General features: G+C 38.6%; 21 protein-coding genes and 1 pseudogene. 15 read left to right on the top strand and 7 right to left on the bottom strand.

Annotated features, from left to right (window positions below; all coding sequences use genetic code 11):
• Positions 1–447: 447 nt before the first annotated feature.
• Positions 448–1,650 carry a ferrochelatase gene (locus SAGCYANO_RS06530; protein ID WP_202219329.1) on the bottom strand — a complete coding sequence of 401 codons (1,203 nt, stop codon included), beginning with the start codon at positions 1,648–1,650 and terminating at the stop codon, positions 448–450.
• Positions 1,651–2,639: 989 nt separating this feature from the next.
• Here SAGCYANO_RS06530 and SAGCYANO_RS44230 point away from each other — a divergent pair.
• From SAGCYANO_RS44230 to SAGCYANO_RS06520, 3 genes and pseudogenes are all read left to right on the top strand, one after another.
• The gene (locus SAGCYANO_RS44230) at positions 2,640–2,954 is read left to right on the top strand and encodes a hypothetical protein (protein ID WP_237395858.1); all 315 of its coding nucleotides are present in this window, start codon (positions 2,640–2,642) and stop codon (positions 2,952–2,954) included.
• Position 2,955: 1 nt separating this feature from the next.
• Complete coding sequence (locus tag SAGCYANO_RS44225) at positions 2,956–3,192, top strand: hypothetical protein (protein WP_237395857.1); 237 nt, start codon at positions 2,956–2,958, stop codon at positions 3,190–3,192.
• Between the two features lie 771 nt (positions 3,193–3,963).
• A pseudogene (locus SAGCYANO_RS06520) lies at positions 3,964–4,856 on the top strand (alpha/beta fold hydrolase).
• 337 nt (positions 4,857–5,193) lie between these two features.
• On the opposite strand, the gene SAGCYANO_RS06515 reads toward SAGCYANO_RS06520, so the two are convergent.
• Complete coding sequence (locus SAGCYANO_RS06515; RefSeq protein ID WP_202219365.1) at positions 5,194–6,306, bottom strand: trypsin-like serine protease; 1,113 nt, start codon at positions 6,304–6,306, stop codon at positions 5,194–5,196.
• Between the two features lie 489 nt (positions 6,307–6,795).
• On the opposite strand from SAGCYANO_RS06515, the gene SAGCYANO_RS47360 reads away from it, so the two are divergent.
• From SAGCYANO_RS47360 to SAGCYANO_RS47355, 5 genes are all read left to right on the top strand, one after another.
• Positions 6,796–6,921 (top strand): hypothetical protein, encoded by a 126-nt coding sequence (locus SAGCYANO_RS47360; protein WP_255502476.1) that lies wholly within the window; start codon positions 6,796–6,798, stop codon positions 6,919–6,921.
• Between the two features lie 212 nt (positions 6,922–7,133).
• On the top strand, positions 7,134–8,012 hold the full coding sequence (locus SAGCYANO_RS06510; protein ID WP_202219328.1) for an Ig-like domain-containing protein: 879 nt from the start codon (positions 7,134–7,136) through the stop codon (positions 8,010–8,012).
• A gap of 75 nt (positions 8,013–8,087) precedes the next feature.
• Positions 8,088–8,426: an SdrD B-like domain-containing protein gene (locus tag SAGCYANO_RS50055; protein WP_375339888.1), complete on the top strand. Its 339-nt coding sequence runs from the start codon at positions 8,088–8,090 to the stop codon at positions 8,424–8,426.
• 140 nt (positions 8,427–8,566) lie between these two features.
• Positions 8,567–9,166: a calcium-binding protein gene (locus tag SAGCYANO_RS06500; RefSeq protein ID WP_202219327.1), complete on the top strand. Its 600-nt coding sequence runs from the start codon at positions 8,567–8,569 to the stop codon at positions 9,164–9,166.
• Positions 9,167–9,385: 219 nt separating this feature from the next.
• Entirely contained in the window at positions 9,386–9,517 is a 132-nt protein-coding gene (locus SAGCYANO_RS47355) for a hypothetical protein (protein ID WP_255502475.1), read from the top strand.
• A 64-nt stretch (positions 9,518–9,581) separates the two neighbouring features.
• Here the strand turns inward: SAGCYANO_RS47355 and SAGCYANO_RS06495 are convergent, their stop codons facing one another.
• Positions 9,582–10,112 (bottom strand): hypothetical protein, encoded by a 531-nt coding sequence (locus SAGCYANO_RS06495; RefSeq protein WP_202219326.1) that lies wholly within the window; start codon positions 10,110–10,112, stop codon positions 9,582–9,584.
• Here SAGCYANO_RS06495 and SAGCYANO_RS47350 point away from each other — a divergent pair.
• The 5 genes from SAGCYANO_RS47350 to SAGCYANO_RS50045 all read left to right on the top strand — a co-directional run bounded on the left by SAGCYANO_RS47350 (position 10,106) and on the right by SAGCYANO_RS50045 (position 13,088).
• The gene (locus SAGCYANO_RS47350; protein ID WP_255502474.1) at positions 10,106–10,231 is read left to right on the top strand and encodes a hypothetical protein; all 126 of its coding nucleotides are present in this window, start codon (positions 10,106–10,108) and stop codon (positions 10,229–10,231) included. The genes SAGCYANO_RS06495 and SAGCYANO_RS47350 overlap by 7 nt on opposite strands.
• 478 nt (positions 10,232–10,709) lie before the next feature.
• The gene (locus tag SAGCYANO_RS06490) at positions 10,710–11,030 is read left to right on the top strand and encodes a YkvA family protein (RefSeq protein WP_202219325.1); all 321 of its coding nucleotides are present in this window, start codon (positions 10,710–10,712) and stop codon (positions 11,028–11,030) included.
• A gap of 151 nt (positions 11,031–11,181) precedes the next feature.
• A complete protein-coding gene (gene lpxD / locus SAGCYANO_RS06485) occupies positions 11,182–12,234 on the top strand; it encodes a UDP-3-O-(3-hydroxymyristoyl)glucosamine N-acyltransferase (RefSeq protein WP_202219324.1) in 1,053 nt (350 codons plus the stop codon).
• A gap of 447 nt (positions 12,235–12,681) precedes the next feature.
• Positions 12,682–12,915, top strand: a complete 234-nt coding sequence (locus tag SAGCYANO_RS50050) for a DUF2358 domain-containing protein (RefSeq protein ID WP_375339887.1) — start codon at positions 12,682–12,684, stop codon at positions 12,913–12,915.
• A complete protein-coding gene (locus SAGCYANO_RS50045; protein WP_375339886.1) occupies positions 12,882–13,088 on the top strand; it encodes a DUF2358 domain-containing protein in 207 nt (68 codons plus the stop codon). The genes SAGCYANO_RS50050 and SAGCYANO_RS50045 overlap by 34 nt, the downstream gene beginning before the upstream one ends.
• Before the next feature lie 346 nt (positions 13,089–13,434).
• On the opposite strand, the gene SAGCYANO_RS06475 is transcribed toward SAGCYANO_RS50045, so the two are convergent.
• Both SAGCYANO_RS06475 and trpS read right to left on the bottom strand, forming a co-directional pair.
• The gene (locus SAGCYANO_RS06475; RefSeq protein ID WP_202219323.1) at positions 13,435–14,319 is read right to left on the bottom strand and encodes a methylenetetrahydrofolate reductase; all 885 of its coding nucleotides are present in this window, start codon (positions 14,317–14,319) and stop codon (positions 13,435–13,437) included.
• 605 nt (positions 14,320–14,924) lie between these two features.
• The gene (trpS, locus tag SAGCYANO_RS06470) at positions 14,925–15,932 is read right to left on the bottom strand and encodes a tryptophan--tRNA ligase (protein ID WP_202219322.1); all 1,008 of its coding nucleotides are present in this window, start codon (positions 15,930–15,932) and stop codon (positions 14,925–14,927) included.
• 509 nt (positions 15,933–16,441) lie between these two features.
• Between trpS and SAGCYANO_RS06465 the strand changes: the two genes are divergently transcribed.
• A complete protein-coding gene (locus SAGCYANO_RS06465) occupies positions 16,442–16,825 on the top strand; it encodes a hypothetical protein (protein WP_202219321.1) in 384 nt (127 codons plus the stop codon).
• A gap of 210 nt (positions 16,826–17,035) precedes the next feature.
• Complete coding sequence (locus SAGCYANO_RS06460; RefSeq protein WP_202219320.1) at positions 17,036–18,085, top strand: folate-binding protein YgfZ; 1,050 nt, start codon at positions 17,036–17,038, stop codon at positions 18,083–18,085.
• 678 nt (positions 18,086–18,763) lie between these two features.
• Here SAGCYANO_RS06460 and SAGCYANO_RS06455 read toward each other — a convergent pair.
• The gene (locus tag SAGCYANO_RS06455) at positions 18,764–19,243 is read right to left on the bottom strand and encodes a TerB family tellurite resistance protein (RefSeq protein WP_202219319.1); all 480 of its coding nucleotides are present in this window, start codon (positions 19,241–19,243) and stop codon (positions 18,764–18,766) included.
• Between the two features lie 560 nt (positions 19,244–19,803).
• Positions 19,804–21,093, bottom strand: coding sequence for a CRISPR-associated protein Csx3 (locus SAGCYANO_RS06450; RefSeq protein ID WP_237395855.1), 1,290 nt, complete (start codon positions 21,091–21,093; stop codon positions 19,804–19,806).
• Positions 21,094–21,654: the final 561 nt, after the last annotated feature.

The following is a 21,654-nucleotide window of genomic DNA, read 5'->3' as shown; positions in this document are numbered from 1 at the left end:
CGGAGCAAAACGCCCTCCCTGTATGTAGAGTCTGTGCTTAAGTCCTGGAAATTAAAGTTTTGCAGAAAAAACAAACCCCCCTAAAAAAGAGAGGCTTTAAAAAGTTGAATATTAGAAAATTAATTATTTGAAGAAGAAGTCAGAAGTTCAAACCTGCCATTAATTGAAAACTAACTAATCTGATGATTTGTAATTGATATTAAACTAATTTATTCATATTAGCTCATACAAACAGGACTTACGCACGGACACTAAATAGACTGAGGGCGTTAGCGGAGCTTTGCGGAACGCAAATGCCATTCGCCCCTACAGATGGCGTTTTTAAGGTGAATTTGCGTAACTGACCAATTTATTTATCTTAGCTCATACAGAATTTTCCTGTTAATTCTCACTCCTGAACTCTAACTCCTGACTCCTGTTTGCGGAGCATTCCGTAGGAAATTCTTTCTAATGATGATGATGATGATGGTGGTCATGGTCGTGATGGTGATGATGACCGTGGGAATGTCCATGTTCCCCACCATGACTATGACTATGAGTTTTCTTCGCCTGTGCCACTGCTAAAGAAGGATTAACAGCTAAAGCATTCTCACTCAACAACTCCTCAATATAAAGGTTAGCCCACTCCGCAGCCATCTTCAAAAATTCTGGGCGATCGTTTACACAAGGCATTTGACGATAAGTTACTTGTGGATATTTGCGACGTATCGCTTCAATAATATGCTCAACATCTAATAATGTTTCGTGATTTTCTGTGGCAAAACCGATAGGCATAAATATAATAGCTGTTGCACCTAATTCTATGAGGTTTTTAGCAGCAGTTTTCGCATCTGGTTGAGTCCAGTCAATTAGTGGGGTATCGTGATTTAACCAACCTACAGAAATTAAAGGAAAACGATTAATTAAACGTTCCCGCACTAACTCATAAAGTGCCTGACTTTCATCAATTCCAGAAGTAAAACCTTTCGCTTCGTGAGGACAACCATGATTAGTTAAAACAATGCCAATTTGAGATGGTAAATGAGCAACTGCTAAATCATTAGCAATTTCTTCTTCTACCATTGTTGCCATTAGATTAATATAATCTGGTTCGTTATAAAAGGAAGGAATATAACGTTGACCTTTAATCCAATGTTCGGTATTGTCTGCTAATTTTACTAAAGCTTCATTCACTTGTTCGACAGCAATTCCACTGGTAAAAATAGAATCAACTACGAGCAAAGGATAAATCAATAATTTATCAAACCCTTCAGCTTTAATTTGTGTTAATACTTGTTCTGGTAAGTGGGGAGCGCAGAAGTTAAAAGCTTTGAAAACTTTGACGCGATCGCCCCATTTTGTTTGGAGATTTTTTTCAATTCCTGCTCTTTGACTTTCAAAAATAGCATTATGAGGAGAGATAAAATTGCCATGTTGATGACTCCATTCATGCAAGTCAAAAATAGCTAATAATTTGGCAATAGGAGGATATATCCAGGTAGGAACAGGAGCAAATTTAGCAGTAAGTAAATTTAAAGCTTGTTCGTTATAATTCGCAAAATCTTCATAACTTTCTACTTCACCATATCCCATTAATAAGACTGCTACTCTGTCTTTTTTATCCGATGGAGTAACTGTTGATTGTTGAATTTTTTCTGGAGTAGTAACCACGTTTTTCCCTTGATTTTAGAAATATTAATTAACTTGAAACAAGAATGTGCAACAGAAACAATTTCTTGATTTATACCCTGTCAAAAAACAAGTATAAAAATTATTTTTTTGAGAATAGGTTTGATTGACATAAGATTGAAAAAAAGCAAACATTTTTCTCGAACCCGCCCCTACAACTATTGGTTTCTGTGCAACAGTAGTAGTGAGTAATTTCACTCTGGTGTTAGTTTAACACTCCCCTCCGGGGGGATGGGTACTAAAATAATTGAGATTATATAAAATATTGAAGGTTTGCTTGGGACATTTAATGAAGTCAGAAGTTCAGAAGTCAGAAGTTAACCCACCCCTAACCCCTCCCAGGAGGGGAAGTAGGGGATTGGAGCAAGGTTCCAAAAATACAGCATATTTCGGGCAAATAAGGTACAGGGTAAATGATGAAAATATGTAGTGCGGGCATCTTGCCCGCGATGGATGTACCTCATAACAAGGGGAAACGGTATATTTCGCCTTAAAAGGCGGCGTTTTAGACCCAATTATTTGGATAAAAAGCTGAAGACTCAGACAAGGCCAGATTTACTGATAACTGATAACTGATAACTGATAACTGATTAGACCCAATTATTTTGATCAAAAGCTGAAGACTCAAACAAGGCCAGATTTTTCCATCCTTCAGTTCTATCCTAGATAACTAAAGCCTTCTTCCTTCTTCCTTATGACTTCTGACTTTTGACTTATAACTTATAACTTCAGGACTTACACAAATTATTAGATAAAACGCTATCTGTAGAGGGCGAATGCCATTCGCCCCTACTAGATATGGCGGTTCTGCGTCAGTCCTGACTTCTAACTTTCTTCCTTCTTACTTTTGACTTTTGACTTTTGACTTCTAACTTTCTTCCTTCTTACTTTTGACTTTTGACTTCTAACTTTCTTCCTTCTTCCTTCTTGCTTCTTCCTTCTTCAACATGACGATAGTAATTTGCCCTGGAATGCACGACTCAAAGCTAACTGAGCAATTTTTGGAGGGATTATTTGTCCATTGGCAAAGTCTCTCTCAATCTGGAGAGCTGTTAATTTGTCCCACTCAAGATTATTCTCCCTATTCTGCTATTGACATTTTGAACTTTTTATGCATAAAAAAACAATTAACTAAAAATGTGCCACTATTATTTATTGCCTTTAGTGCCGGAGTAGTAGGAGCAGTGGGAGCAGCTTGGGGTTGGCAACTGCGGGGTGGACAAGTCAAAGCCTTTGTTGCTATTGATGGGTGGGGAATGCCTGTAGGGAAACTTTCCCATATATAAAGTGAGTCACGACTATTTTACCCATTGGAGTTGGGGACTTTTGGGGACTGTGGATGAGAGTTTTTATGCCCATCCATATGTAGAACATTTGGAAATCTGGCGATCGCCCCAAACTACTAAAGGTTGGTGGCTACATCAAAACAGTGCCCAATTAGAAACAGCCTCACCAGCGACAGTTAAGGAATTTATTAGTCAAATTTTGGAAAAGTATCAAGAATTTTCTCAGTATAAAAAATAGAAAAGGGAGTAGGGACTTGTATGCAATATCCCTACATAAGAGGATATCTGAAAAGTTTTTGATACTGAATTTTGCCCCTAACCCCCAACTTTGGGGGAACAAGAATCAATTTGCTTCTCAAAGTCCCCCAATGCGTGGGGGATGCGCGGGGGCACTGAATTTGCCCCCGAGCAAGCCAACTTTGGAGGGAACAAGAGTCAATTTGCTTCTCAAAGTCCCCCAATGCGTGGGGGATGCGCGGGGCTTGTTTGATACTGAATTTTGCCCCCTAGCCCCCAACTTTGGGGGAACAAGACAATTTGCTTGCTCTAGTCCCCCAATGCGTGGGGGATGCGCGGGGCTTGTTTGATACTGAATTTTGCCCCCTAGCCCCCAACTTTGGGGGAACAAGACAATTTGCTTGCTCTAGTCCCCCAATGCGTGGGGGATGCGCGGGGCTTGTTTGATACTGAATTTTGCCCCCTAGCCCCCAACTTTGGGGGAACAAGACAATTTGCTTGCTCTAGTCCCCCAATGCGTGGGGGATGCGCGGGGGCTTGTTTGATACTGAATTTTGCCCCCTAGCCCCCCAACTTTGGGGGAACAAGACAATTTGCTTCTAAAAGTCCCCCAATGCGTGGGGGATGCGCGGGGCTTGTTTGATACTGAATTTTGCCCCCTAGCCCCCAACTTTGGGGGAACAAGACAATTTGCTTGCTCATAGTCCCCCAATGCGTGGGGGATGCGCGGGGAGCTTACAAGAATAAAGTATTTTTATAGGAGTAATCTAGGGTGAAAACAACAGAAAAAACATCTTATATAAATATCAATGGCGTTGAACATTATTATGAGTGGATAAAGACATCAAATTCCACAGAAAAATCAAAACCAGTAATGGTATTTCTCCACGGATGGGGAGGTTCTGGTAGATATTGGGAAAGTACAGCCAAGGAGCTTTCTAGTCAGTTTGATTGTTTAATTTATGACTTACGAGGATTTGGACGTTCATGTTTACCTCAACCTTCTACTACTGAGGAAAAAACTCTTTTAAAATCCTCAAAAAATCCGACAGAAAAATATGAATTAGTAGGCTATGCAGAAGATTTAGCAATATTACTTGATGCTTTAAATTTAGAGAAAGTTTATATTAATGCTCATTCTATGGGAGGTTCTATTGCTGCCTTATTTTTGAATATGTATCCAGAGAGAATAGAAAAAGCAATCTTAACTTGTAGCGGTATTTTTGAATATGATGAAAAAACATTTACAACCTTTCATAAATTTAGTCGTTATGTAGTTATGTTTCGCCCCAAATGGCTAGTACAAATTCCATTTATGAGCCGCATATTTATGGCAAGATTTTTATATAAATCTCTGCCAGATAGTATTAGTCGTACATTTTTAGAAGATTTTTATTAGCAGATTTTGATGCTGCTTATGGCACAGTTTTAACTTCTGTAAGTAAAGAAGCCACAGAATGGTTACCAGAACAATTTAAAAAATTTACAGTACCTACTTTATTAGTAGCTGGCGAATATGACCAAATTATTCCCGCAGAAATGGGTAGGCAAGCAGCAGAATTAAATGAAAAAATAGAATTAAGTGTTATGCCAAATACAGCTCATTTTCCTATGTTAGAAGACCGGGAAAATTATTTACAAAGGGTGGCAAATTTTTTGGCTTAGATTAAGAATTAACGGTAGTGCCTGTGCGAAAGTGTGGGAATGGTAATATAATTATTGTCCTTAAACACTTTCTATTATCATGGAATGTCCTCTATGTGGCAATCAGAAAACTCATAAACATGGAAAGACCAGCAAAGGAAGTCAACTTTGTGAAAGTTTCCAGATTACAGTCAAACCCTGACCTGATGGCGCTATCGCCCACAATTGGGTATCATTAGCGATCGCTCTAGCTTAGACTATGAAGCCAGCAAGAATGAGAGGTAGAAGATTATGATCATATTCCACCCTCATCGATTCTCTGTAGACCTATGGCTGGCTTCTGAATGAAGCAAGACGGTTACTTTTTACGTGCTGAACTTAACCGGAGCTTGACCAGGAATGCACCGACTAAGCCCAACCCGAAAAGACTGCTCGGTTCTGGGGCTTTGGTGCGTTCGGCATAAAAACCCGTATCCTCAAGAACACTGATTTTATAGCTCGGGTCAAAGTAGTCATATTCTGGGTTAAGCTCCATTAGGCCAGGACTTAAGGAGTCACTAGAGGGAGCCGAAGCGGGGGCAGGTACACTGGGATTAGACTGAGTGATTGTAGAACCTCCAAACCACTTTCTGAGTGCATTTAATCCTCCCCAAATCCAGTTTTTCTTGGTGGAAACACGGGTGGAAGCAGAGCGGTCCCTATAGCTGGTATTGCCAGGACCATCATTGGAACTCACAAAGGAATGAACTCCTGCGACTCGACCGTTAATAAATAGACCTCCACCGCTATCACCGGGGGCAAGCTGATACTCTAAATTCATGGGTTGGCTTAAGAAGGCCCACCATTTGCTGTCACGAGGGTCGTCAAAGTCAGAGACTAAAACATTGGTACTGTATCCTAGTCGATTACCTGTGCCAATGATGTTTTGTCCAGCTCGCTTGGTTCCACCGGGATAAATTGCTCCGGTGAGACCGTTACCAGTGCGGCCATAGCCAACGTAAGTACCAAGGCTGATATCTTCATTAAAGCTGGTATAGAGTGAGGCAGGCTTTACTCCTGTAACGGAGCGAGATAGGGCAAGAAGGGCAATGTCATTGCCTAATCCCAGGTTACGACGGGTTGAAAACCAATTCCGATGAGCGGTTAATCCGGTTACAGAATAACGACTATTGCCCACCGAAAATGTCCCTTGATTCATGTAAGAGCCATTTTCTACACAATGGGCGGCTGTCATCACATATCGAGAGCCAATGAGGGTTCCCGAACATGCCCAGCTACCCCTTGAGTTGCGGGCACTGAGATATCCGACACTGGGAAATAAGTTGGCCAGACTCCGATATTGGGAGTCATAGCGATCGTGACGGATTGTACCCGCTTGCACGGGGGGAGCGATCGCGCTAACTCCCACTGTAGCGGTAAGCGCTAAGAGCGCAGAGGATAATGAAAATGATTTGGTTTTATCGTCTTCCATGGTGATTTTTTCTCAATTTCAAAGGATTACAAACCAATTCTCTGCCCTGCATTGATTCACCATAATCGTCAGTAGCAGCAGAGTATATGCAGAAAAGAGCGATCGCCCTTGACAATGACCGGATGGGTCACTATCGATACCATCATAGGAGCAGACATCTTGTTATTTACATATAACTAGACAAACTAGAGAACAAGAATCTGGCTTAAGTAGTCCTACGGTTGTAAAATCACTAACTCAAATACGATGTTGATCCCCTATGGATAAATCAGTTGATAATGAGTTTGGATATTTGGTTGAACAAGTCTACATTTATATATCAGTCCTGGAGAAAAAAATCGTGCAAAATTAAATTTGAACTAGCCTACATTTGTATATCAGCCCTAGAGAGAAAAGTTGTGCAAAATTTTAGCGAAGTAATTGTAAACACTGGATACAGCTATCGAACAAACTCAAGCAGAAAGATTTGACGACCTCAGAGAAGCAACTTTGGCGATTGCGGAAGAGCTTCAAGTTGCTCTAGACAACGACAGCGATGGAGTCTGCGCCCAAGTCCGCATTGAAATCGACCAAGAAGCAGTATTAACACGCTCTGCTATCAAGATATCACCCTAACTCGCAATGACGGCGGGAACCTGATAAATGACACAGTTACTGTAACCCAACTGGATGACCTCACCTACGAAGTTGCCAACATAGCAAACTTAAGTAATACCGAAGGCGAATACGAACTCATTGTTGCCGCTAATAACGTTCAAGACATAGACGGCAATAACGGAGTCGGTGGAAAAGGGTTCACCTGGGAACTAGACAACAACGTACCCACCTTGACCGGAATTGATGAAATTACTAGCGTTCGTAATATTCCTAATCCCAGTATAACTGTCACCTTTGACCAGGCGATCGCTCCCGAATCTTTCAATTTCCAAGATATTACCCTCACAGTTGATGGCGGTGAAAATCTAATCACAGAAAATATAGAAATTGAGGAACAAGATGAAACAACTTACGTCATCAAAGGCTTAATCCCCTTCCAAACTGAAGATGGGGAATATACCCTAACAGTCAATGGTTCGGGAATTACAGACAGCGCGGGTAACTCAATAGCTGACAATTTGTCTACCAGTTGGGAACTAGATACAATTGCACCTCTAGCTGCAACTAACATTCAAGTTAATGGTTCTAGCAACGATCCATCCGACTCAACCCAGGATGACATCAACTATGGAGAATTCAGTATTACCAGCAACAATATTACCATTGCAGGAGACTTACCAGAAGAAAATCTGCAAGTTTCTTTCACAGACATAACCACAGGAGACTCCCTCGGTCAAGCAACAGTAACAGGAACAAACTTCACTGGAAATATAGAACTTTCTGGAGTAGGGTCTCGCACAGTAGAAATAGCGATCGCCGATCGAGCAGGAAATTCGACAACAGGAACTCTCGAACTATTCGCCGATGTTACCGCACCTACCATCCTAGAATTCTCCAACGTTCCAGAAACCCTAACTACAGACCCCGTAAGATTTATCGATGTCCGTTTTTCAGAAGCCATCGACATTACAACCTTTGACAACAGCGACATTACCCTCACCCGCGATGGTGAAACAGTCTCAACCGATGGAATTACCATCAAAAATATTTCTGATAACACCTACCGAATTCAGAAACTGAGAAATTTAACCAAAACCTTTGGTAACTAAAGTTTAGGAATTAATACCACAACTATCCAAGACGAAGCAGGAAATTCTGGCACAGATACAGAATTTGCCAACTTTATTATAGATGAAGTTGTTACTCTTCCCCCAGAGGCAACCATCGGTGACTTTGTTTGGTTAGACAGTAATGTTGACGGTATTCAAGACCAAAACGAAGCAGGTCTAGCAGATATTACAGTAAATCTCTATGACCGCGATGAAAACTTAGTTGACACAACCACAACTATTGACTCTGGTTCCTACAGTTTCACAGACATTCCTCCAGGGGAATACTTCCTAGAATTTATCGCACCTGAAGGCGTAACCTTCAGTCCTCAAAATGAAGGAACAAATGACAATCTAGATAGCGATGTAGACCCCACCACAGGTCGTACTACTTCCATGAACCTATCCCACTAATAATATTTTTGCTAAAAACCCTAAAAATTTTGATAATTAAAAGCGAAAAATTAAGCTTTTTAAGCATATTTTACTTAAAAAGCTTAATTTTTTTAAAATAGTGGGATAGGTTTATCACCTTAGTTGACGAGCAAACTGATTTGACTTGGGATGCAGGTCTCTACCTCATTGATGAAGTTACTGACGATGAAATTAATGGTGGTGCAGACAACGATGTGCTGAATGGAGAAGCAGGTGACGATACATTAAGTAGTGGAGGAGGAAACGACACACTCAGGGGTGGCAGTGGCGAGGATAATCTCCTAGGAGGAGGAGGTGCAGACCGCTTGAATGGTGGTCAGGGTAATGATACTCTTAATGGTGGTATAGGCAACGACCGTCTGTTTGGTACATCTGGTAATGACCTTTTGATTGGTCGTCGTGGTAATGACCGTCTCCTTGGAGGTAGTGGTGATGATACCCTTAATGGTGGTATTGGTCGCGATCGCCTCAATGGTGGTAGCGGAAATGATGTTCTCACTGGAGGAGGTAGTATTGACCGCTTTATTTTCAACACCAACAAAGAGTTTAATCCTGAAGATTTAGGAATAGATAAAATTACAGACTTCGTTCCCGGACAAGATTTGATTCTTCTGGATAAAAGAACTTTCACCGCACTGATGAGTGACAGTGGAACTGGGTTTAGTATTGATACTGAATTTGAGACAGTGACTCTTCAACAATTAATAATTAATAATTAATAATGAATAATGAATAATTACCTCTCCTTGAAACGGATAGGATTGACAAATTCATGAAAATTTTTCTTCTCTTGGTCGATTGGATATGGCGCAGGTTTCCTCGCCATCCCATCCTAACGGACTGCTCCGCAAACGACCGCTTATTATCCCCTTAAAAGGGGAGGATTTAAACCACAATTTTTCGGTAATCGAGACGCCAGAACTGCCAATGCTTTTATTGTGTACAATACTGAAAATGGAAACTTATTCTACAACCCCAATGGCAGTGAAGCAGGATTTGGCGGAGGTGGTCGATTCGCAAAACTGCTCAATACAGCATCTTTAAGTGAGGATAATTTTTTACTGAGATAATAGTTAGGTAGTATTGCATTGTAATGGTCGTGAATTGCCCAGCAATGTTTGTTATCACCGGGACTTACGCAGAGACACTAAATCCAGTGAGGGTGAATGCCATTTGAGGGCGAATGCCATTTGAGGGCGAATGCCATTTGAGGGCGAATGCCATTTGAGGGCGAATGCCATTTGAGGGCGAATGCCATTTGAGGGCGAATGCCATTTGAGGGCGAATGCCATTTGAGGGCGAATGCCATTTGAGGGCGAATGCCATTTGAGGGCGAATGCCATTTGAGGGCGAATGCCATTTGAGGGCGAATGCCATTTGAGGGCGAATGCCATTTGAGGGCGAATGCCATTTGAGGGCGAATGCCATTTGAGGGCGAATGCCATTTGAGGGCGAATGCCATTTGAGGGCGAATGCCATTTGAGGGCGAATGCCATTTGAGGGCGAATGCCATTTGAGGGCGAATGCCATTTGAGGGCGAATGCCATTTGAGGGCGAATGCCATTTGAGGGCGAATGCCATTTGAGGGCGAATGCCATTTGAGGGCGAATGCCATTCGCCCCTACTGTGGTCTATACAAATAAAAACGGCTGTAAAAAATGTCACAAATAGTTAGTAATATCAAATCCGGTAGCATCGGTGTTATTCAGTATTTAAAGATAAGAGAATGGCATTCGCCCTATATTGTAGGGGCGAATGGCCATTCGCCCTTACCCATTGTATGACGAGCAACTGAATTATATTACTCCGATTTCTCGGGAACCCTAGCCAACAGATTTGATATAACTGATGAATTCAAATAATAAGCTGAAATTACTGTAGAGTAGAGGTTTTAAGTACCTAAAATACCACTTTTGACTTTTGACTTCTGACTTTAGTGAAATGGTATTACCGAAATATTGTGGGTATGCGCCTCCCCTTTTCAGGGGATAATAAATAAAAATTTTCATGATTAGTCAATCCTCTTCTTTTCAAGGAGAGGTAATTCTAAATTCTAAATTCTAAATTCTAAATTCTAAATTCTAAATTCTTGAAGAGGCACGGTAGTGGGAGCATCTTACTCCCGTGCCAGGTATTCCTCATTCCTTAATTTTAAGTGTAGAAATTTCTGTAAAAACTATGGTGGATACTGACACTGCGATACTGCTTTAAATTCTGCCATTATTAAAAATGTAAGTAAGTTTTAAGTTTAAGGATAATTAAATGAGTTTTTCCATTCAATCTCTATATACTTGGTATCGCAATACTATCCGTAATCCTAAGTATCGTTGGTGGATTATTGCTGGAACATTGGCTTATGTATTGAGTCCTTTTGACATCTCTCCCGATTTTATCCCAATTGCAGGACAAATCGATGATATTGCTATTGTAACTCTCTTAGTGGCAGAAGTTTCTCAGATGGCAGTTGAATTTATAAAGTTACGTCGGGGTAAAAAAGATGTAGCAGTTGCACCTGATATTAATGATAAAGATTCAACTACTACTGATACCACAGTTGATGTAGATGCTGTTTCTGTCAAGTAAATTAGACTTAGGCAAAATTAGCTTTCGAGTATTTTGTCTTGATAAGAATATTTAATCCAAATCTCCGGTTGATTAACAACGATGGATTTGGGTTTATTTTTTTGCAGGAAAATGGTATTAGTTCAAGGGTATTTGCTACGAGTGGGAAGTTATGAAATTTAGGGAACTTGTAAATAAACTTGGTTGTGAGGCGATCGCTAGTAGTCTAGAAAAAACTAATGGTGTGGCCCCAGATATTACAGGTGTGGCCCCAGTGGATGAAGCAGTAGTAGGTACTCTTAGTTATATAGAAGGAGCAAAATTTGCCAGTTATTTAGGCACGACAAATGCTAGTGCTTTGATTTTGCCCATGGATGAGACTCTGCAAACCCAGGCAAGCGAACGTGGTATTGAGTGGGTAGCTGGAAAAGAACCGAGATTATTATTTGCCAAGGCGATCGCTCTTTTTTATCAACCTTTTCAACCTATTCGAGAAATTCATAGCACTGCTGTTATTCACTCAACAGCGGAAATAGGAAAAAATGTTTATCTTGGCGCTCATGTTGTGGTTGATGCGGGGGTAAAAATTGGGGACAATGTTTGTATTTATCCAAATGTAGTAATTTATCCAGATGTAGAAATAGGAGATAATTCTGTTTTACACGCCAACTGTTCGATTCATGAACGTAGTCAGATTGGTAATGGTTGTGTGATTCATAGTGGAGCGGTTATTGGTGGAGAAGGTTTTGGTTTTGTGCCTACTCAAGAGGGTTGGTATAAAATGGAACAGTCTGGCAGAGTGGTTTTGGAAGATGGGGTTGAAGTTGGTGGTAATACTACTATCGATCGCCCCGCAGTGGGAGAAACTAGAATTGGCAAAAATACAAAGTTGGATAATTTAGTGCAGGTCGGTCATGGTTGTCAAATTGGGAAAAACTGTGCTTTGGCCGCTCAAGTTGGTTTAGCTGGTGGGGTGAAACTTGGTGATAATGTGATTTTGGCAGGTCAAGTGGGTATTGCTAATCAGGCAAAAATTGGAGATGGAGCGATCGCTACTGCTCAAGCGGGTGTTCATAATGATGTTGCTGCTGGAGAAATTGTTTCTAGTAGTCCTGCTGTTCCTTATAAGATTTATTTAAAAGCGTCTGCTATTTATAAACGTTTACCTGAAATTTATCAATATGTGAAACAGATTAAACGAATTTTGAATATTAGTTCTTATTAGAAGAAGGAAGAAGGAAGAAGGAAGAAGGCAGAAGGCAGAAGGCAGAAGGCAGAAGGGAAAATTACTTATGGATAGTAAACGATTGGCCACTCCGTGTCTTATAATATCAAATCCGGTAGCATCGGTGTTATTCAGTCTTTAAAGATAAGAGTAGGGGCGAATGGCATTCGCCCTATATTGTAGGGGCGTTAGCAGCAGCTTTGCGTTAGTAAATGGCCATTCGTCCTTACCCATTGTATGACGATCGACAGAATTATATTACTCTGAAGCCAACGGATTTGATATAATCCCTAACCCCAAGCAATTTTAAGCATTCCCATTGACGGTGGGGTATTAAACCCGCAAAAGAAAAGATAAAACTGCTATTTCAACTTACGCTGATTATTTTTTAAGTAGATTAAGTAAACTCTAGTCTAGATATGTCAATTTTTTCTGAGGAAAATTATAGTGAAAGTTGAACAAGTTATTAATACCCTAAATTTGGATTTACCTACTCTATTTGAAAAGGATATTTCCTACGATATTTATACTAAAAATATTTTTTTAAAGACCCAGTTAATACATTCAAGTGGAAGTTTAATTATCGAATTATTTTTTGGACTTTGCGCTTTCATGGTCGGTTATTTTTCACAGAACTCTATTTTGATTTGCACAATGTTCAGCAAACAGAAGAAAATATAATTTTGGCAAATTGGACTGTGCGTGGAATATTAAGAGTTCCTTGGCAAGCCAGAATTTTTTTTAATGGTTATTCTACTTATAAATTGAATCAAGATGGATTAATTTATGAGCATATTGATACTTGGGATAGAAAACCTACTGAAATATTAAAGCAGTTTTTTCATAAGGGTTGAATTCAGTTATCAGTTATCAGTTATCAGGTTTATGATTAGAGAAAGGTTAGGACATACAGCAGATTCGGTTGTATATGAAGTACAGATATTAATGATTAAATCTTCCCAGTGGGGGCATCTTGCCCACTATTAGTGTACCTCACCCTTGATGTAATCTGCTGTATCAAAAGCTTAAAACTCAGACAAAACCATATTTTTTAGTCCTTCCTTCTTCCTTCTTCTATGAAAACGCCATTTTTTTCAGTCCTTTCTTATTCCTTCCTCCTTCCTACTTACTTCCTTCTTCCTCCTTCTTCCTTCCTCCTTCTTCCTTCTTCCTTCTTCCTTCTTCCTTCTTCCTTCTTCCTTAAATAGGAGAAATTTCAGCCATATCTAATATTTTGGGAATTAAATCTTCTCGTTTAATTGCCATCAAATGAACTCCATGACAAATCTTACTAGCAATTTGTACTTGTTCGGCAGCAATTTTAATTCCTTCCTCTAAAGGTTTTTCAGCTTTTGCCAAACGATTAATAATATGTTCTGGTATATCAATTCCAGGCACATACTTATTAAGAAAAGCAGCATTTTTTGCAGATTTAAGTAAAAATATTCCAGCTAAAATTGGCTTATTACTCTCAACTGCAATTTGATTCATAAACTTTTCTAACTTATCAAAATCAGAAATTAATTGACTTTGAAAAAATTGAGACCCTGCTAATAATTTCCGCTCAAATCGTTTTTTTAATCCAGACCAACTAGGGGACTGAGGATCGACAGCAGCACCTACAAATAAATCTGTAGCTCCATCCGGTAAAGCTTTCTCATTCCAATCTATCCCTTGGTTTAATTTAGCAATCATTTGTAATAAACGCACTGACTCCATATCAAACACACTCCTGGCCTTTTTATGATCCCCTGCCTTTACAGGGTCGCCAGTAAGAGCTAAAATGTTATTAAGTCCTAATGCCGAAGCTCCCATTAGATCAGCTTGTAACCCAATACGGTTGCGATCGCGACAAGCTACTTGACATATTGGCTCTATGCCATTATTTTTCAAGATAATTGAGGCTGCCAATGAAGACATTCTCAAGACAGCACGACTGCCATCTGTTACATTAACAGCATGAACTCGACCTTTTAGTGTTGAGGCCATTTCAATCATGTGAGTGGGATCAGCTCCTTTTGGTGGTGCTACTTCAGCAGTTACTAAAAATTCTCCCGATTTTACTGCATTACGAAATCTATTCATTTATTTATTACTTAGTTGTGGTTAAGTTGTTGATTTTTTTCAGACTATTCGATAGATTAAATAAAAATCTTTTTTAACTAACTACTATTTACTTTGATTAACAACGGAAATTTCAGAATATATCATGGTAGAACAAATATCATTTTTGTTGCTCGTTAACAAATTATAATTTCGCGTTGTACTTACACATAATTATCCAACTTTAAAATAACTTTTACAATAAGTTAATCCATTTAACTTCAGTTTAGGATAATTGTGATTTAGGAAAAAATAAATTATTAATTTGAGCTTTACCTGAGTAGTTAACTTCTAATACCAATTCACTTTAAATATGTCACAAATAGTTTCACTCCTTTAAATGTTAAATAACTTCCTTCAAGAATTTAGAATTTAGAATTTAGAATTTAGAATTACCTCTCCTTTAACACGGATAGGATTGACTAATCATGAAATTTTTCCTTTTTATCCCCTTAAAAGGGTAGGCTTTATACCACAATTTTTCGGTAAATTACTGTCGCATCAAAGTTTTGAGATGATAAAATCTTACTCTTGACTTTTAACTTTTAACTTTTAACTTTTAACTTTTGACTTTTGACTTTTGACTTCTAAATTGGCACAGAATAACCTAAAGCTGCTTTCACTTTTGCTAATGTTTGATTAGCAACTGCTCCTGCTTTTTGTCTACCTTCAGCTAAAACAGATTCTAAATAACCTTTATCGTCCATTATTTCTTTATATTTTGTTTGAATTGGTTTCAAAGCTTCAATAGTTGCCTCAGTTAATAAAGGCTTAAATTGTCCCCATCCCATATCCTGACATTCTACTGCTACTTCTTCTTTTGTTTTGTCTGAAAATAATCGATAAAGGGTTAATAAATTATTGCATTCAGGTCGCTCAGGATTATCAAATTCTAAACCCTTAACTGGGTCTGTTTTACAACGTTTAATTTTTTTTGTAATTACATCTGGTGGGTCTAATAAACTAATTCTACTCAATTCTGAAGGGTCAGATTTAGACATTTTGCTAGTACCATCTGTCAAACTCATTACCCGCGCACCCTCTTTTCTAATCAAAGGATCTGGTAATTTTAGTATCTTTTCCTCCTGACCAAACTGATGATTAAATCTAACTGCAATATCGCGGGTCAGCTCCAAGTGTTGTTTTTGGTCTTCTCCCACAGGAACCTTATCTGCATCATAAAGTAAAATATCTGCAGCCATCAAAACTGGATAATCTAATAAACCTGTACCTACATTTTCTCCTTGCTTAACTGATTTTTCCTTAAATTGGATCATATCTGTCAACCAATTCAGTGGAGTAATACAGTTCAGTAACCATGTCAATTCACTATGAGCTGGAATATGAGATTGTACGAATATGGTAGAACAATCCAGGTCTATACCACAAGCTAAATATAACGCTGCAATAGTGTAAGTATCTGTAGTTAGTGTCGCTGGATTGTGTGGTACTGTAATAGCGTGTAAGTCTACTACACAGAAAAAATTATCATATTCTTTTTGACCCTCCACCCAGTTGCGAATAGCACCTAAATAATTTCCAATATGAAGGTTTCCAGTTGGTTGAACTCCAGAGAGTACGCGCTGTTTAACCATTACGTTTTAACTTTAGCCATTAAATGTTAATTAATTATTAACAATAACATAAATGAAGTCAAAAGTTTGAAAGTCAAAAGTCAAAAGTCAAAAATTAAAAGTTTGAAAGTCAAAAGTCAAAAGTCAAAAGTCAAAAGTCAAAAGTGAGATAGTATTCACGCAAAAGTTTAAAAGTTAAAAGTTTAAAAGTCAAAAGCGAGATAGTCAGGACTTAGGTAAGTTGACTTTTAAAGCACCATATGTAGGGGCGAATGGCATTCGCCCTCAGTGGATTTAATGTCCGTGCGTAAGTCCTGATAGTATTGAAGCAAAAGTTTAAAAGTTAAAAGTTAAAAGATTGACAAAATGTGAATAATTATTCCCAATAAATATTATATTAATGAATATACCTCTTGCAAAAGTTTTAATTAAACCAATTCAAGATATGAAATAAACAATTTTATCTCCCTATTCCCTATTCCCTATTCCCTGAATTCTGCAAGAAGTTTAATGTTTCTGAATCAAATTAAATGAAGCCTAAAATTAATAACATTACTGCCTGGAAACAAGCTGAACTACTCATGCAACCTGCCTTCATCAGATTATTAGATCATATTCGTAAAAAACTAGATAGTTCTGTTTGGCAAGGAGATTATCAAGAAGTACAAACACCAATTCCAGGCTATAGATTAGATTTAGAATATCAAGACCAAAAAGTTAGTATTGATATCTGGGAACTTTGCTATCAAGTTTGTTTTAGTAACTATCATGTTACTCATAGTGCTGACCAAACAGTAGAAGTTGAAGTCGATACTAGCTTACTAAACGATGAAGGAAATGTAAATTGGGAGCATATTGACGAAAAAGCTCTGAAAGTAGTAGAAAATATGATGGCTAACTTACCAACAGTATAGATATATTTTCTCAGAACAAAAGAACTATTTGTATTAGATAGCAGTCAGCAGTCAGCGGTCAGCGGTCAGCATTAGAACTTTTTTTTTACGGGGGATTTTAACCCAGACTAAACCATCTGGCGCACTCTTTTGCCTGGGTATAAACCCAAGATCAAAAAGCTGAAGCGCTGATAGCTAATTAAATAAAAATCAACAGAATAAAATATAATTATGAACCAAGAATTACAGAATATTCAAACATCTAATGGTGCAACTTTTCAAGACTCAATTCCAGTTAGTTTTGGTAATAATACTCAAGCAATAGAAGCAACAAAACAGGGAGTAGCTGTATGCGATCGCTCTCATTGGGGACTAATACAAATTTCCGACGATGACCGTCTCCGGTTTCTACATAACCAAAGCACGAATAATTTCAATATTCTCAAACCAGGTGAAGGTTGTGAGACAGTTTTTGTCACCCCCACTGCTCGTACTATTGACTTAGCAACAGCTTATGTGATAGAAGATGCAGTTTTGTTGTTAGTCTCTCCCACCCGTTGTCAACAGTTAATAGAGTGGTTTGACCGTTATCTGTTCCCGATGGACAGGGTAGAAGTGAAAGATATTAGTAGCGAATACGCAATATTTAGTCTCATTGGACCAGAAAGCAAAAACTCCATCGCCAAATTATCAGGGATAACTCCTCCAGATGCACCCCACGCTAGTCACCAGTTAATAAGTCTAAAAGATGTAGAAGTTCGCTTTACTGTTGGTAGTGGGTTGGCAACAGAGGGATGCACTTTGATAGTTCCTGTAAATAATGCTGCTAAGGTTTGGCAAATGTTAACAGAAACAGGAGCAGTACCTATGGGCGATCGCCTATGGCAACAACTGAGAATACAGGAAGGTCGTCCCGCACCAGACTATGAACTTACAGATGACTATAACCCTCTCGAAGCTGGTTTATGGAATACCATTTCTTTTGAGAAAGGTTGTTACATTGGTCAAGAAACTATTGCTCGTTTAAACACATATAAAGGTGTGAAACAAAGACTTTTGGGAGTACGTTTAAATGGGATGGCGGAATTAGGAAATGTTGTGAAAGTTGGAGATGAAAAAGTGGGGAAACTAACAAGTTTTACGGAAACTAATGAGGGTTATTTTGGTTTGGTTTATATTAAAACTAAAGCAGGTGGAGTAGGTTTAAAAGTTCAAGTAGGAGATGTGGAAGGGGAAGTAGTTGAAGTGCCTTTTTTAAGTCATCAATATTTTGATAGTTAGGCAGAGTAATTTCACACGCTCAGGACTTACGCAAAAAAGGAAATTATACACCATTTGTAGGGGCGTTAGCGGAGCTATGCGTCAGCAAACGGCCGTTTGCTTCGCATAACTATCGTTAACGCCCCTACTAGATGTGGTGGTTCTGCGTAAGTCCTGACGCTTTTAAAATAGAAAAATTTCTGGTTCGAGCAATAGACTATCGCTCCAGTAGGTTGGGTTAAGCGTTAGCGCAACCCAACAGAAACTTACCGAATAATTAATAATTAATAATTAAATAATTTTGGTTTAAAGCCTCCCCTTTTAAGGGGAAAAAAGCGGTCGTTAGCGTAGCTTCCCGAAGGGTGGGATGGATGGGTTTCCTAACCATATCCAATCGACCAAGAGAAGAAATAATATTTCCTTATATTCAATTCCGTAGCAGTTTTAACCAGAGGTAATTATCAATTATCCATTATCAATTATCCATTAATGAAAATGCTTTGCGTTCTGAGCTTAGTTAATACGGGAAGCTCTAGGTTCAGTAACTAAAAATCAAGTTTACACGACTTACGCAGGGACTCTACATATAGCAAGGGCGTTAGCGGCAGCTCTGCGGAACGCAAATGCCATTTGCTACGCACAACTACGTTAACGCCCCTACAGATGGTGCTTCAAAGGTTAATTTGCGTAAGTCCTGGTTTAGTAAGGAGCGCCATCAGGGAATAACATACCTATCCGTTTTTGTCGCACCTTAGCTTCCTCAGCACAAAGTTCCTTGAGAGAATCAACAACATCTTTTGACAACCCTAGTTTTTCTGCTATTTGGTAAATTTTAGCCATTTCATCTGGGTGTAATTCTCCATCAGCGCTACAAGTCTTAATGGCCAGATAAATAACTGTACGACGACCACCTTTATTCACAGCAGGTGCCTGACTTAAAACATCAATTACATCCTCATCTGCTAGGTAAGTTTTAGCTAATTCATATCCCTGACTACCCAGTGCAGCAGCACGACCAACAATCCAATTTCTTTCTTCTGGTGCTAGTACCCCATCTCCTTTTGCACAAATAAGAACTGATTTAATAATTGTGTCATGGTCTTTAGTTGGTGGGAGACTTTTGAAGCCATAGGTTTCACCATGCAACCACAACTTAGCGTCCTGTTCCATATCAGACATAATTTAACACTCCTTGTTTGGATTGTTTACTTCCACTAGCATCATATTAATATGGTGGAAAATATTAATTTTTGACAGTGTAAAAAATTATTACAATTGACACTCTCACCGTTAAATCAAAGATTATAACGGGAGATTCTTGTTTCCCAGATTCTTAACTAGGTAGCAAATCAAACAAGTTGAGTTATACCCCCGTCAGACCATCTCCACAAGCTCTCTTGCTCCGTCTTTACGCTGAGGGAACCTCAGCGCAGGCGGTGCGCTTTTATTTAACCGTGTGCCCCACGGCTGCTAATAACTGTAACTGATGCTTCCTTAATTTGCAACTCTTCAATTAACTTACCACTTTGAAATTCATCTCACCGTTAAATCAAAGATTATAACGGGAGTCCTCTTTCAAAATTTTTGATAGACATCTCCAAAAATAAAAAATAAAATCAATTATCGTACATAAATTATCAATTACTCCCTCCTGGGAGGGTTAGGGTGGGTTCCCTATTCCCTAGCGCTACGCGTTATAACTGATTATCAGGACATGATATAAATTATTTTCCGAAAATTTAGTGCCGGTTTACTAACTTGACAATTTCTGAGGCTAATGCTTGTATCATTGGGCGAGTAGAAACATTTTCTCCTCTTTCTAGATGATGTACAATACCTGTTAAAATCGAATCTTTTCTCTCAACTTTATCCTCTTTTGCCTCATAATTGCTGTAGATAATTGCGATTATGGGTAAAGTTTTTTTCAGTTCATTTTGACAAAAATTTTGCCATTCAATAACTTCAGATTCAGCTTTGGCTAAAATCACTGCATGAGTAGCTTCAGACATAATTACTTGATTTTCTGGAGAAGTTTTTCCTCCCACATCAAACAACAATAAGGAATTTTTAATTCTTTGGATATCTCGTGCCTTTCCTTCGGCAAATTCTGGCGTAAATTTAGCTTTATATTCAACTTTTAATTGCTTGGCTAACTCTGGATATTTCTTGGCAGTTTCAGAATAAAAAGCTCCATCACCATCAGGACAAGCTGAAATTGAATAAAAATCTTGTGGAGCTGATTCTAAACTCAAAATAACTTTTTTTAAACCATCTCGCAAAACAGTTTTACCAGTATTTGCAGGTCCGCATAAAACTACTTTAGTAGGTTGATGGTTGACATGATTTTCTATATTTAATACTTGTCCTACTTGATAAGATTGAGCATGACTGATAGTTACTACATACCCAATTCTGGGGTCAAAAACGGCTATACCACTATATTTATGAGCTAATTTATTCGCTATGAAAAAACTAGCTAATACTGTTGAACGTCCGTTGATTTTTAACAGTTTTTTACCACCTGGTAATTGCCCGGAATTAATTAAATTTTCTAACTGTATTTTCGCGTCTTTGAGAATTCGATCGCCCTCAACTTCCCCAGCATTTTTAATTTTGGCAATTAAAATATCATCTTCCCAATATGTTAAAAATGATAGTTCTACCGAAGGCGCAGGAGATACTTGTATAATTTCACCAGTTTCCAAGTCAATACGAGTTCCTAAAGGATAGTCGGGAGTTGTGCTGATAACAACAACATAAGCACTTAAACGAGTATCTGAAACAGCGATCGCTCCATATAAATGTCCTAGTTGATGGGCAAAAGTATAACTTGCTAATACAGAAATACGTCCGTAAATTTTCAGCAGTTTCCCACCTTTAAGTTCTCCTGCAGAAATCATTTGGTCTAGCTGTTTTGCTACATCTTTGACAATTTGGTCTCCATCAACTTGAATAGCTTCACCATTCGGAGTTTTAGCAAAGTCTACTTTGAGAGTATCTTTTTCTAAGCGAATATTGTAGGAAGCCATCTATTTTTCCCTTTTTTTATTGACTTTTTTACTTTACACCACAATATGAAAGGGGGCTTTCTACAATCTTGTACTATAATAGAATTCAGAATTCAGAATGCAGAATTCAGAATTCAGAAGTCAGAATAAACATCTCTAGAAAAGAGGGAGTTGGCGGTGGGGACGTTGCATGCAACGTCCGTATAGAGTAGGGGGAAATAATTGATAATTTCTGTGGGATAATTGATTTGATTTTTTATTATTCGAGATGTTTATTAATCAGGACTTACGCACCAAGCGCCATATCTGGTAGGGGCGAATGGCATTCGCCCTCTACAGATAGCGTTTTATCTAAGAATTTGCGTAAGTCCTGTTAATTATAAAAAACCTTCTTTTTTAAACATTTCTTTTCTACCAAGAGAAGAAATATGATTTCCTTATATTCAATCAAGAACGGTTTTAACCAGAGGTAATTATCAATATTTTGCCCCCCTAACCCCCCAACTTTGGGCAGGGCTAATTCATTGTCGCCAGAGAAAAATATTGAGGAGTACAAGTTTGGCCATATTGTCAAGTATTTCA

The organism is Okeania sp. KiyG1, from assembly GCF_014132355.1.
Classification (GTDB): Bacteria; Cyanobacteriota; Cyanobacteriia; order Cyanobacteriales; family Microcoleaceae; genus Okeania.
Note: the sequence above shows the minus strand (reverse complement) of the source record. Positions and strands in the feature narration are given on the sequence as shown.